The organism is Streptomyces sp. ISL-36, from assembly GCF_018614205.1.
GTDB lineage: Bacteria > Actinomycetota > Actinomycetes > Streptomycetales > Streptomycetaceae > Streptomyces.
The window spans coordinates 89,377-103,521 of the sequence record NZ_JAGGOS010000084.1 but is presented as its reverse complement, the minus strand read 5'-3'; the positions used below and the strand labels follow the sequence as shown (position 1 = coordinate 103,521).

The window sequence follows — 14,145 nt, the reverse complement described above, 5'->3', positions numbered from 1 at the left end:
CACAGGGCAATACACCTAGGCTTCCGTCGGTGCAGACCACCACGGCGCTGACAATGACGACAACGACCAGGATCACGACGACTACTGGCGCGGCTTTCTCGATGTAGTAGCCGGTGCAGCCCAAGAAGCCGTCACAGTCGTCGTCTTCGCCACCTCCTCCGCCGGACGAGGTCGTTGTGATTGTGGTGGTCGTGGTCGACTGCTGGCAGTCGACCACGCACTTGTTCATGGCCGGGTCGTTGTACCAGGCGTCCAGACCGCTGGGGTCACTGGCGCTGGCCGGGTTGTCTGCCGCGTAGGTGTAACCACCCATCTGGTTGGGGTCGCCGGCCTGGAAGATCGGATCGGGGCTGAGGAAGCGGCCCGTCGAAGCGTCGTAGTTGCGTGCGCCGAGCAGGTTGATGCCAGTGACGGTGTCGAGCGGCTGGCCCAGGAACCCGCGGTTCTCGTCCGCGGACACCCAGGATGTGGGTTTCGGGCCGCGCGCATTGCCGTACGGGTCGTAGTACCGGCGCGTGGCAAGGAGGCTGCCCGCGTCAACGGACGTCGTCGACGTGCCCTGCGCGTTCGGAACCTGGTAGCTGACGGCGCCCGTGCTGGTGCGTGTGATCATGGTGCCGTCTGGGCCCTTGTAGTGGCGCAGACCGGTCCAGCTCTTCGCCGTGACGTTGAGCGTGATCTGTTCGGCACCGCCGAACAGATACAGAATCCGGGTCTTGTCCGCTCCTCCGACCGCGCTGGTCTGGATGAGTAGGTTGCCGTCGGCGTCGTACAGGTACTTGCTGAGCGTGCTGGTGGTGCCAGACGGAGTGGTGACCGAGGCTGTATGCCCCTCGGCGTCGTACGTAAGCGTCTGAGTCTGACCTGCCGGAACCGAGCCGGTCGTCGTTGTGTTCCACACCTGCCCGGCGCTGCCGCACGTGGCGACGGTCAGCTGGGAGCCCTTGGTGGCGCTCGCCGCTGGGTCGGTGAGGCACAACGCGCTGTTGGCTGCGTTGACGAGGGTCCCGGTGGTGGTCGCCTTCCATTTCTGGGTGGTGTCGGCACTGCACGTGTCGATCACCACGAGGGAGCCCGCGGTGGTGGCGTTGGAAGCGGTGTCCAGGCACATCCCGAGCACCTTGACAGTGCCGTCCCCGCCGATGGTCCATTTTTGTGCAGTGCTGGTGCTGGAGCAGGTGTTGATCTGCACCTTGGTGCCGGGCGTGATGGCACCGCCGGCGTTCTCCACGCAGAGCTTGCCGCCGCCAGACAGGGCGAACCCTGTCGCCAGCGGGCCCGTCGTGGCGACCTTGCGGGTCATGGTGTTGCCGGCGTTCTTGTTGCCGTACGCCGGGTCGGTGTAGGTGTTGCTCCAGGTCGCGGTGCCGTTGGTGGGGTTGCCGTTGACTGTGGTGCCAGCCTGGTTGGGCAGGTTCGCCGCGATGGTGCCGTCCACGCCCGGGTAGGTGATGGACTGTGTGGTGTCCGCGAGCGCGTTACCGCCCGGGTCATGGTTGACCATGCCGGTGCGGTCACCGAGGTGGTCGAAGGTGTACGTCTGCCAGTAAGGGGCGGGGCCGCCGACCGTGGTCGTTTTGATCTGTCCGCTGCTCGTCGTCTGGACCCGACCACTATTGCAGCCGCCGATCGCACCCACGGGCGCTGCGGACGGAGAGGTGATTCCCGCGGTGTCTGCCCATGCCTGCGTGAGCCGCTGGAAGGAGTCGTAGGTGAAGCACTGTGTGTCGTGTGTGGTGTTGTTCTGCAGGTCGTCGATCGCGGTGATTTCGCCGACTTGGTTGTACCGGTAGCTCACGACGTCGAGCGCAGTGGCGGACGTCTGCACCATGCTGGAGGTCTGGGTGATCCGGCCGGTCGTGGTGTCGTATTGGGCGAAGATGGCCAGCTGCTTGCCGCTGGGACCGTAGTTGGCCTGTTGGACACGGCCGAAGGCGTCGTGGACGGTCGCGGACAGGTAGGCAGGGGTGTTGGCCGCGTTGATGTATCCGCCGAAGGTGTCCAGGTTGCCCTGCTGGGTGTAGCCATAGTCGACGTCCTCCCTCGGCAGGTTGCCGTCGGCCTGGTAGTGAGTGGTAGACAGCAGGCCGACCGTGGGGGTGTAGTCCGCGGTGGTCGTGTAGGTGACCGTGCCGCTTGTGGGCGCAGCGGTCTGGCCCGCTGCCGCGAAGCCTTCCGTGGCAGGGATGGTCAGGGTGTTACCGAGAGGCTGGTAGGCCGTGTTGTAACCGATGACGCCCTTGGTGTACGCCTTGCCGGAAGCACCGCCGACGTAGCGGGTCGAGGAGGTCGGGTAGCCCTTGGCCAAGGTGTCGTACACCCAGGCGGCCTGTTGCTCGGCCGGGTCCGGGGTCGCCGACCACGGGCCGGTGTATTCGCCGGTGCGGCGGTTGTTCCAGTCGTAGGTAAACGACAGCACCTGGCCGCGCGGGTCGGTGGTTTGAAGCAGGTTGCCAGCGAGGTCGTACTTGTCGAACGTGCCAGTGCCGGTGTTGGGGTCCGACTGGGAGACCTTCTGCCCGAGGAAGTTGTAGCTGTAGGACCAGCTGTTGCCCGCGTTGTCCTTGACCGTGGCGATCTGGCCGCCCGGCGTGTAGGTGTAGTTGGTCGTCGAGTTCGCCGCCGGAACCACGCCCGCGGTGCCCTGCTTCCAAAGGACCGTGGAGCCGTTCGTGGCGACCACCGCCATGGTCGAGTCGTTCCGGATCTGGAAGGTGGAGCCCGTCGTGGTGGTCAGGCCCGTCGTCCACTTCACGGCCCCGGACGTGGTGTACACGACGAGGTTGCCGTCGGTGCCGAACTTGGCGTAGGCCCCGGCATTGCCGCCCGTGCCGCTCGACCAGATGGCCTTGCCGGTCGCGAGTGCGCTCAGGACCAGGTTGCCGTCTGCCTGCATGGTCAGGCGCACGCTGTTGGAGGCCAGCGAGGTGCCCGATGGAATCACTTCTCCGCCGACAAGGGTGACGATGGCGTCGGTGTTCTTGGCGACGGTGCGCACGGTCTGGCCGAGCGCGTTCGTGTAGGTGGCGGTGCTTCGCCCGCCCGCCGGTGGAGTGGTATGCGTCTGATCGGCGCCGGGGTAGCTGGTGGACGTGTGCCATTGCTCGACCGCCTGATGCCAGAGCGTCGAGGTGATGGTCCGTCCCTGGCCGTCGTAGGCCGTGGTGGTCTCGGACGGGATCTGGTTCTCGTTCGCGGCGAAGAGCGTGCTGGACGGCTGCGCGCTCGGCTCGAGGTAGGGGGCGTAGGAAGTGACGGGCCAGCCGTGTGAGTCGTAGAAAGTGTCGGCGATGATCCGCCCGGTGTCGCTGTCGCCCTGAGGGGTGCTCTGCGTCTGGCGCGGCTGGAGCATGCCGTCATAGATGGCGACGGTGGCGGAGTATGTGCCGTCCTCGCGGAGCGTCCTCGTGGTGACCGACGTGGGTGCGCCAGGCTGGGTGACCGTGTCCCCTGGGGCTGCGACGGCGCCTGGGTTGATGGAGTAAGAGAAGGTGCGGTCCGCGCTCTGACCGGCGCCCTTGTCGCGGCCGGGCAGCCACACTGCGGTGCGCCGGCCCAGCGCGTCGTAGGTGATTTCGGTCTTGCGGCCGTTTGCGTCGACGGTTTGAGTCTCGAGCCCGCGAAGCGGCGAGTGCGTCGAGGTGACCACCCAGTTGTGGCTGTTTGTGGTCTTGACGGTCGTGGGCGTGGTGTTGTTGCCGGCAGAGCTCCAGGACGGCAGGTAGTCGGTGTGGGTGTTCTGGCCAGTCGCGTCCAGCGAGTCGGTGACGCGGCCTATGCCGTCGTACTTAATGGCAGCGGTGGTCTGCCAGTTTTCGGTGGTGCCGGTGAAGCCGGTTGCGATCTGCGCGCCGGTGGCCGCTGCAGTGGCCGAGACTTGTCCGAAGGCTCCGAGGCCCGCGAGGGTGCCGTCGCCCGTGTAGTAGATCTTCTGGTCGGACAGCAGGGTTGCGGAACTCACCGCGGTGCCGCAGGGCCCGTGGACTGTGGTGACACGGGATGGGTACGAGGCCATCTGCGGGTTGGTTGCCGGCGCGCTTGCATAGGCCGTGGTGGTGCACTTCTCCTGGCTCGCGTCGCTCACGTCGCCGTGTGCGTCGACCGCCGAGACACGGCCCTGGGGGTCGTACGTCGTGTCGGTGCGGGTGTGTCGCCAGCTTCCGTCGGCGAGGCGCGCGTAGCCGTGGCTCTGTGTGCTCTGCATCCGGTACGCGGTCAACGGAGGCAGCGTGGAGAGCGCCGGCCTGGTCTCTCCCTGATGGTCGGTCTGGTCCCAACTGCTCCACGGCGTCTGGGGGCTGGTCACGGTGCTCGTGAAGCTGAAGGGCGCGTTGATGCTGGTGGCGGTGATGGTGCCGCCCGCTGCGGTGTACACGTCCTTCTGTACCTCGGTGCCGGCCAGTTGGTCGGAATCGGTGAGGGTCTGGACCACCGCCCCACCGACCTTGGCCTCCACGGTGACCACGCGGCGTGTGCCATCGGCCTTGTAGTCGCCGTCCATGCCCTGGAGGTAGGTGGAGACGGCCTGGGTGACGGGCTCAGGGGCACGGCCCGTTTGGACGGTGACCTTGCGGAAGCCGCGGAACTGGCCCCAGGTGCGGTGTTCGTCGTCGGTGAACGGCGAGTCGTCGCGGTGCCAGGCCGCGCCCGCGTAGGTGTAGCTGGAGACCCGTGACGAGGAGCCGGCCGGGGCCGCCGTTCCATCAGGCTTGTAGGCGGTGGCGATCGTCAGATCGGACGTGGTGACCGTGCGGACGGTGATCTTGTTGAACCAGTCCTCAATAGGCTTCGAGGCCCCTGGCACGTTCCAGTACACGGGGTAGCAGGAGTTGGTGTTCGAGTCGGCCGTGGCGAAAGACAGTGTCTTGCCGGCGCACGGGTCGAGGTTGTAGTCGACCGCGATCGACTGTCCGGTCTCCGTCTGGATCGTGGAGATACGGGGGTGGTACAGCGGGGGTGCAGAGGGCATCACGTCATTGACGCGGTTGTCGATCTCCGTGCCTGTGAACGCCACCTTGTTCAAGGTGATGTCGCTGTTGCCGTTCTCGTACGTGTCCTTGCCAGTGTGCTGGACCGTCTGGAGCCACATGACGGCCTGGAGGAAGCCCGAGTGCTCCGGGTCGACGGAGGTGCCGGTGACCGGGTCAACGGTGCCGCCCGCGTCCGAGAAGACATGTGCAAGCTGGTAGGAGTCGACCGGCAACAGCTTGTCCGTCGTGACGTCCTTAACGTGGACGAGGGTGGTGATGCTATCCAGGCGCGTGGTCGCCCAGAAGGTTGGGCCCGCGATGACGCAGACGTCCTTGGGGACCGACGTTGCACCGTCCGGAATCGTGGTGGTGTCCGTGGAGTCGCAGTGCAGATCCCACGGTGTGTCCGGCCAGTGCGGCGAGGTTTCGTCCTTGAGGTTGCCGGCCGAGCAGTCCGTGAACGTGGCGGTCGGTTGACAGCGCTGCTTGGAGTTGAAGACGACCTGTGCCGAGGGTGTGCGCTCGGCCAGCGCGTCGGCGAGCGTGTAGCCGTACGAGATCGAGGCGAGTGCCCCACCGCGGACGTACGACGTGAGCGTGCCGAAGTCACCGTCGGGCGCTTGGCCACCGCCGAGGCTGTAGTAGTTGGATTCGGTGGAGTAGTCGTATCTCTGAACGAGGCCGTTCGGTGAGACGACGAAGTCGAGGTTCCAGCGCCAGCCCTCGGGCTTGGCGCAGCGGGAAGCCTTGCCCTTCGCCGCGTCGTAGCAGGGATCGCCCGACTGCGGATGAAAGGCGGGCACGCCCCAGGCGGAGTCGGTGCTCGCGTCGGTGGGGGTGCCGGACTGTGCAACACCTGCGGCGCCAACCCCGACCGGCGCATGATTCGAGCCGAAGTAGGCGGCTGAGCCGTCGGTGGTCAGTACACGGAAGTAGATACCCTCCTCAAGGCCGTTGGCGGCGCCGGACAGCTCCTGGACGATCGTGCCGTCGTCGCCCCGCAGCGTCCACTGGCGCAACAGGCCGGGAATGCTTGGATCCTTCGTGTCGGGCACGAGGACGCCGGAGTGCGGGCCGAAGGAGATCTGCGCGTTTGCACCACTCCAGCAGTTGTCGCCGGAGCCCTTGAGAATCTTGTCGCCGTTGGCATCACGGAAGGTGCCGCAGCTGCGGTAGGTCCGCTCGACGAAGCCCGGGTCGTAGTTCCAGCCATCGCCGATCCAGGAGGACTGGGAGTTTCGGGCCGAGGTCTTTCCGTCCACGACCTGCGAGTCGTACGACAGAGCAACGGAGGGCGCGTTGCCGCCCAGACCGGCGGGGACGGAGATCGGGTAGGAGTAGGTGAAGGACCCGGTGCCACTGGCCTGCCAACTCCCGGAGGGATTCAGGGATGTGGCCGCGTAGTCCCCCTGTGAGCCACCGCTACCCGAGGTCACCGCAAGGACTGTGCCCTCGGGCTCCTGGGCAGACATCACAGTCATGGCATTCTTGCCAACTTCTCCAGCGGGGGCCGCACCGAGCCTGATGGTGGCGGTGAGCTGGTCTGCCGTGGCCCTGTTGGTGAAGGGGATCGTGGTCCGGGTGCGGCACTGGCTCAGTTGCGGGGTCGTCAGGGCGCAGGCGGGCATCTGGACGAGTTGGAGGCGGGAGCCGTAGCCGCCGCCGGATGCCTTGGCAATCTTGCCGTAGTCGATGACGACCTGGACCTCGCCAGTGGCAGCCATCGGCTCGGTGGGGGCCACGGCGAGCAGCATGCCGTTGGCCCCGACTTCGAGTGCTCGCTCGTGCGAGGCCACTTGGACGCGGACCCTGGTCGGCGATGTGGCGGCCTTGGGGTCCCCCGCGGCCTTGCCGGTGCCGACGGGTGCCACCCAAACGGGGAGGGCCCCCGCCTTGACGAGTCGGTTCGTGGACTTGCTTCCGCCCTCACTCGCGCTCACGCCGTTGCCAAACTGGACCGTGGCGGAGCCGGCCTTCGGCCAGGACGGTTGCTGAGCCTGGTACGCCTTCAACGGCCGGTAGCCGTCTGGGTGGCCCAACACCGGGCCCTTCGACAGCGCGTGGCCGCCCACGCCGGAGGCAGCGGGCACCTGCTTGGGGTTCCAGACCTCACCCTTGAAGCTGTGATGCCCGGCCTGGCCACTGCGGTCCTCCCAGTCGTCGTCGCTACCAAGGCCCGGCAGCCTGAGATCGACGCCCTGAACGAACGCCAACGGCAGGATCAGTGCCAGGGTGGCCAAAAACGCCACACCCAGAAGCGACGTACCGCCCCACAGCCGAAATCTCGTACTCGCAAACCAGCGACGCCGACCAGCCATCCAATGCCCCCACCCACCAGCGCCCCGATCGGAACGCTGCAGTTATCGAACACGCGAAACGCATGATCGCCGGGAGGCTATTGATGTTCTTGGGACTTAATCAATACCGTGACTCGCCCTGCCATTCGACTGAAACGAGTCACACACAACTATGCGATGTGCCCCACTTTATGAGGGACAAAAGCCCAGCCGATCGGGCATACCCACACCCCCTGCGACGCAGTGCCGTGACGCCACCACAGACGCAAATGGGGGAATCCATTCTTCCACATGCTCACCCTTGGAAGGGAATTGACTCATGCTTTACCAATCTGCCCGATATCCAAACAAGACGAGACGTCTCAAGCTGCCCCAAAGGCTGCTGTGCGGCCTGACCGTTGTCGCACTCTCCGCTCCCGCTGCACCAGCCTGGGCAGCCCCGGTCCAAGAGCCCGCGGCCGACAGCAGCATGCTCATCGCACAGCAGGAGGCTCTCGAAAGCGGTGAAGCAGTCCCGATTGACGCGCTCACCACGGCGACCTCCGAAATAGTGGCCAACGCGGATGGCTCGTTCACGAGCACTACGAGCCTCATGCCCGTCCGGGTCCACAAGGACGGCGGCTGGGTGCCGGTCAATGCAACGCTCCACCAGAACCAGGACGGCAGCTGGTCACCGACAGCCAGCCCCCACGGAGTGGTGCTTTCCGGAGGCGGTACCGGGCCGGTGGCCCGCCTGAGTCATGAGGACGGCAACAAGCTGTCGCTGACCATGCCCTTCCCCCTGCCGGCCCCGACGGTATCCGACGACACGGCGCTCTACCGCTCAGTCCTTCCCGGCGTCGATCTGTCGGTGTCCGTCACCGATCAGGGCGGATTCAGCGACGTACTGATCGTCCATGACGCGGCCGCGGCGTCCGACCCTCGCGTCAAGGAGCTGCGGCTCGCGGTCTCGGCAGAGGGCCTTGAGCTGGCCTCTACCGAGTCTGGCGGCATGGAGGCGAAGACCGCGGACGGGACCCTGGACTACATATCGCCCCGCCCGATCATGTGGGACTCCGCCACGCCGAACGAGTCGGCCGTCTCCTCGAACAATGCCAAGGCGGCGGCGCCGCATACCTCTTCTTCCGCCGATCGGGCTCTCCTGACCAACGCAGATCCCGCTACCGCCCCCCAGCCAGTCTCCTCGGTCGACGGCCCGGGCGCTGGCGCACTCGTCGACCCGGTGCCCATGACAACTTCCTCGTCCGCCGTCACGCTGCGACCGGACCCGGCCATACTCGGCGACCCGAACACCGTGTACCCGATCTACATCGACCCATACACGAACCCGGTTTCGAGCAAGTCTGGCCACTACACCGAGGTGTACTCCAGCTCGCAATGCGCTGACAGCCCCCAGTACGACAAGCCGCAGACCAACGGCGAAGGCGTGGGCTATCAGCGCTGGGGCGGGGCCTGCGGTGTGGGCCTGGAACGCTCGTACTACGCCATCAACACCAATGGTCTCGCACCCGAGATGGTGGTCTCCAAGGCCATCATCTCGGTGCCTTCGACGTACGCCGCGAGCTGGGACTGTTCCAAGGACCAGCCCATCACCCTGCACACAACAGGCTCGATCAACTCGGCCACAGACTGGAACAGCAAGCCCGCCACGCTGGATAGCACGTACGCGGCAGTCCGGACAACCATCCCCAGCGCTGCCAATTCCAACAGCAGCTGCAGCAATCACACCGCCAGCTTCACTGTGACCGGCCAGGCGCAGAAGATCGCCGACTCGGGCACGGACTGGTGGACGGTCGGCCTCTTCGGTGACGAGACCATCTCCAGCAGCAACGACAACTACCTGCGCTTCTCCACCGTGATCACCCTGATCACGACCTTCGACATTCCGCCGAACAAGCCCACGAACCTGTACACCACCCCCTCTGCCACGGGAGCCTCCGGGCCATGTGTCACGAGTGGACTCGGCTGGGTCGGCGCTACGTCCTACTCTGCCGCGGGCAGCAACCTCCAGCTGCACGCCACGGTCACGACAAATGTCACTGGTGAACTCGCCAGCGCCGTCTACGACTTCTGGGACCGCACCGTCCTCACCAACGGCAACCCCACCACTCTCGCGACGCCCGACAGCCCGTACGTCGCCTCGGGAACGGACGCCGATGTACCCGTAGGCGTCACCCTCAAGGACGGCCACGAGTACGGCTGGGCTGTCTACGCCAAGACCAATTCGACCGCTCATCTGACCTCGGTCGGCTCCCCCCACTGCTGGTTCCGCACGGACTTCAGCACGCCGGAAACCCCGGAGATCGCTGCCAACCCCTCCTTCCCGCAGGTCGGTGGCGGGGCAGGAAGCCCTGTCGTTTACGCGGGCCCCGGCCGCACCACTCAGTTCAGCATCTCCGCGGCCGACCGGACACCGGCCGCCACTTGTACCCCGGGCCCCTGCCTGAGCAGCGGTGTAGACCACTTCGTGTGGCGGCTTGACAGTCAGCCGACCGCCCAGGTGGGAACCTCGGTGCCGGTCGGCGGCACGGACGGCACCGGAGCCTCGACAGCGACGCTGACAGTCCCCGTGACGGCCTGGGGGGTGCACACCCTCTACGTGGCCGCCGTCGACAAGGCAGGCAACCTCTCGCAGGCCCCGGTCAGTTACACATACACAGCCCCATGGAACCCGGACACAAAGATCACCCCGGGTGACATCGGCGGCGATGGGGTCCCCGATCTCCTCGCAACCACCCGGACCGGCGACCTGGTCCTGTTGCCCGGCAACACCGACGGCGCGCAGCCCGTGGCGCCGGCACAGACCGGCCCGCTGACCGAGCCCACCACGCCGGCGGGCGGCCCGGTGACTGTCTCAACTCCCGCGCAGTCCCCCGACGGCTCAGGCTGGAACAACTACCTCATCGCACACCGCGGCAACCTGCATGGCGCGGATGTGGACGACCTGTTCGCCTTCAACAAGCAGAGTCACCAGCTCTACATCGTCAAGAACGACCTCGACCCGGCCGCCGACGACACTTGGCCGAGGGTGCCCTACTCGACGTACGGCGGCTTCATCGGCAAGCGCTTCAACGTCGTACCCAAGGACCCTTGCGAGGCGGAGGACTGGGTCGCAGACCCCTCACGCTGCCGCAATGCCGGATACAACGCCAGCGCCTGGAACATCGAGCAGCTCGTCACCCCCGGAAACGTGTACGGCAACAGCGGCAACTATCCGGCGGTCATCACCGTCGAAGACAAGAAGCTGTGGATCTACCAGACCAACGGCGGCGGCCACTTCAAGCATCCGCTGCTGCTCGGCGACGGTGACTGGTCCGGCTACACGCTGCTCGGCCCGGGCACGGTCGGCGGCAGCCTCACCACGGGTGCCGACGGTAAGGGAAGCGTCACCGGCGGATCCCCAGTCCTCTGGGCCCGCGACGACATCAGCGGTTCGGTGCTCACCTTCCCGATCACTGTGGACCCCGAAACGCTGGTGCCCGCGCTGCTGCACGCCCCGGTGCGTACCGCCTTCACCGCCGGCGTGGCTGCGGCCGGCGGCGGGAAGCTCTGCCTCGATGTGTACAACGGCGGCACGGCCAATGGCACAAAGGTCCAGGTGTGGGGCTGCAACCAGACCCGCGCCCAGACCTGGAGCCTGATGTCCGACGGCACGATCCGCGCCCTGGGCGGCTGCCTCGACGTCTACGGCGGTGGCTCGGCGAACGGCACCATGATTCAGTTCTGGACCTGCCACGGCGGCGGCTCCCAGCAGTGGACCGTCGGCGCTTCCGGCAGCCTGGTCAACCCAACCTCCGGGAAGTGTCTGGATGACCCCAACGGCAGCAGCAGCGCCGGTACCCAGCTACAGATCTACACCTGTAATGGAACGGCGCCCCAGAACTGGACCACCGGCGCCACCACGGGGTGGCAGGGCACCCCAGCCACGCCGCTGGTCCGTCCTCCCCCTGGCGAAGTACCCGGCGGTGATGTCTCCAGGCGATCTCAACAGCGCCGCCGGCGGCCCGGACCGTCACCCCGAGCTGTACGCGGTCGACAACTCCGGCCAGCTCCTGGAGTACCCGGGGGCAGCCCCCCAGGGCCCCGTCGCCGCGTTCACCGCCCCCGCGTCGCTGGGCGCAGTGGGGAACACCGCCACCCACGGCTGGCGCCTGAACGAGGGCACAGGCACCTTGACGGCCGACGACCCCGGCAGCCTCAGCGCCACGCTCTCCGGCGCGTACACGTGGACTACCGACGCCACCCGTGGGAAGGTGCTCCAGCTCTCTGGGACCACCGGGTACGCGGCCACCACGGGACCCGCGGTGAACACCGCCGGAAGCTTCACCGTCTCGGCTTGGGTCAAGCTCGGATCGCTGACCAGCAACTCAACGTTCGTTTCTCAGTCGGGCTCCGTGGGGAACGTGAGCGGATTTCAGCTCTACTACTCCTCCGGCGCAAAGGCGTGGGCCTTCGGCCGCCACACCGACGGCACCGCGACTTCTTCCTTTACGGCCGCCTACGGCTTCGGATCACAGGTGGCCACCGGCCGCTGGACCCACCTGGTCGGCGTCTACGACGCCGCAGCGAACCAGCTGCTGATCTACGTGAACGGCCGCCTGGCCGGGGCGCATGCGTACACGGGCATTCCCTGGAACGCAGACAGTGGGGTACAGATCGGCCGCAAGGTATATAACGGCGTGTACGGCGAATACGCCAACGGTGCGGTGAGCGACGTGCGGATCTACCCAACCGCGCTGCCCGCGGCGAACGCTGCGGCCACGGGTGAGCTGCCGGGAATCACCCAGCTCGACTGATCAGTCCCTCACCGGCCAACAGCGGGGTGGTGCGCGAAGCGCGCACCACCCCGCTGGATCATCCGTCCGCCCCTTGCGAACGCAGAAGAACCTCGGCAACGTCCGGACTTCCTTCAGTTCAGCACGATCCGTAGAGTGCCGCCCTATGTCCTCGAAATTCGCGCTAGCACTGAGGTCCTACGCAGTCCCGGTCCTCGGCAGCTTCGCGCTAGCCCTGCATCACAAGGTGAAGGCGGGTAGCCGGACGATCTTCTTCACGATCCCAGCCTCGCGGCAGCCACGTACGCGCTCTGGTACAACTCCAACCCCGGCCGTGCAGCACGAATGCAGGCCCGTAAAGCAGAGCAGCGCGCCGCCAACTCTGAGGGCTGATTCTGCGAAGCGCTGCGGCGGCGGACTTCGCACTCGTCCAGCCGCACGGGGATCTTTGGTGATGTCCTCACCAGGAGAGTCGTAGCCGAACCGCGGCCTGCCAAGTGCGCAAAGAAATCGCGCCTTCGCCCTCCCAAGAGGGCGATGGCCGCGCGACGGATGTCCGGCGCGCTGGCGCCGCTTGGCGGTTGTCCTCAAACTCCGACCTGCTCCCGCTGCAGCCTTTACGACGCGCCGAATCCCGCAATGGGCGCCTGAGCATCACTGGACCAGGACCCATTGCCGCAACCGAAGGCCGACACGGCAGGACTCCATCAGATCCGATGCTGACCATTTGCTGACCTCAGCCCGATCACCATGGCCCTCACCTGCACAGATACCCGGATGCTAGATGTAGGACTTGAACATGGTACGCAGCATGGACAAACTCCCGATTTGTCTGCTCCCTGCCTGCTTCTTGCAGGTCAAGGGCGGTCTTCGGAGCGTACAACGATTCGCATCTTCGGTCAGGCGTCCCCAGGTGTTGCAGAGCTCACGCTGACCAGTTGCCGACGTGTACCACTTCACCCCGTACGACAGCGGCCCGGTAGCCCTCCACTGGAGGGGTACCGAGCCGCCGCTGGTTCACCGGGCGGGGATCAGCAGCCGCTCACGCATGCGCCGTTCACCCACGAGCGGTTGATCTTCAGTTTGAGGCGCGGGTCTTTGGGGATGGAGTCCAGCCCGGTCGGGCTGGCCATGCTGTCCTGGGCGATCAGCCGTGGTGCCATGCCCTTGCGGTACTGGAACACTTCCATGTCCGGATAGGGGTCGCCCTTCCGTGTGATCTTCACGTCCGTCTTTGTCGCCTCGACCGTGAGTTCGTTGTCCACCGCGAACAGCCTCCAGAGGCTGTTGACGGCGTGGATGCCCACGTCGAGCTTCTCCGGGGACACACTTGCCCCATCATTGTGCAGGTTGACAACGTTACGCCCCCTGATGACCGTGTCATCGGTGAATCCGTCGACTTCGATCGGGCGGGCCGGCGGCATTCTGCCGGGGACTTCCGTCGTCTCCCACTTGAAGGGCGCATTGCTCCCCGGGTCCGCGGCCACCTTCTTGGCCACCGGTCTCGACGGCGTCTCCGACGCGGCGACGGTGAACAGGCACTGGCCCGTGGCGGTGTCCCACAAGAGTGTCATCCGGAACGGCGCGTTCGGATCATCGGTCGATCCGCGGTTGTCGCCGACGAGCATGCCCAGGGCGGCCTTCTCCGTGTGGATGTAGAAGCGGACCATGATGATGCCGCGGTCCTCTCCCCGGCCGACCTCGAACGACTTCCATTGGGAGCCTTCCGGGTGGTTGTCGAAGAGGTCCACAACGTCCTCCCACTCGTCCTCCTCGGTGTCGTCCTGCTTGAGGCGGTCCCCTTCGCACTCCGACCGGTTCTTCTGGCAGTAGTCCCGCAGGTCGGGGTCGTACAGGCCCGTCGGATCACTGGAGGCGAGCGGGTTGTTGTGGGCGTACGCGTACCCGTTGATCTGCTGGGTGTCGCTGAGGTCCATCACCGGGTCGGCGGAGATGAAACGGCCGATCGCCGGGTCGTACTCACGTGCCCCCAGGTGGGTCAGCCCGGTGGACACGTCGCGCGTGCCCCCGATGAAGGCCCGGTCCCCGGTCCACCCGGCGGGCTGGGCGCCCCTGGCGGCCCCGAAGGGCATCGTCCGCCGC

Annotated in this window: 3 protein-coding genes and 1 pseudogene; 2 read left to right on the top strand and 2 right to left on the bottom strand. The window is 66.4% G+C overall.

The window, feature by feature from the left end; translation table 11 throughout:
• Window positions 1–7,219 (bottom strand): ricin-type beta-trefoil lectin domain protein (locus J7E93_RS21980; RefSeq protein ID WP_215071644.1); only part of this gene is annotated, 7,219 nt, incomplete at its 3' end.
• A gap of 367 nt (window positions 7,220–7,586) precedes the next feature.
• On the opposite strand from J7E93_RS21980, the pseudogene J7E93_RS37295 reads away from it, so the two are divergent.
• Both J7E93_RS37295 and J7E93_RS37290 read left to right on the top strand, forming a co-directional pair.
• A pseudogene (locus J7E93_RS37295) lies at window positions 7,587–11,150 on the top strand (ricin-type beta-trefoil lectin domain protein); the annotation flags it as partial.
• A complete protein-coding gene (locus J7E93_RS37290; RefSeq protein WP_308368744.1) occupies window positions 11,077–12,063 on the top strand; it encodes a LamG-like jellyroll fold domain-containing protein in 987 nt (328 codons plus the stop codon). The pseudogene J7E93_RS37295 and the gene J7E93_RS37290, both read left to right, overlap by 74 nt.
• A 1,010-nt stretch (window positions 12,064–13,073) precedes the next feature.
• Here the strand turns inward: J7E93_RS37290 and J7E93_RS21970 are convergent.
• Entirely contained in the window at window positions 13,074–14,135 is a 1,062-nt protein-coding gene (locus tag J7E93_RS21970) for an RHS repeat-associated core domain-containing protein (protein ID WP_215071642.1), read from the bottom strand.
• Window positions 14,136–14,145: the final 10 nt, after the last annotated feature.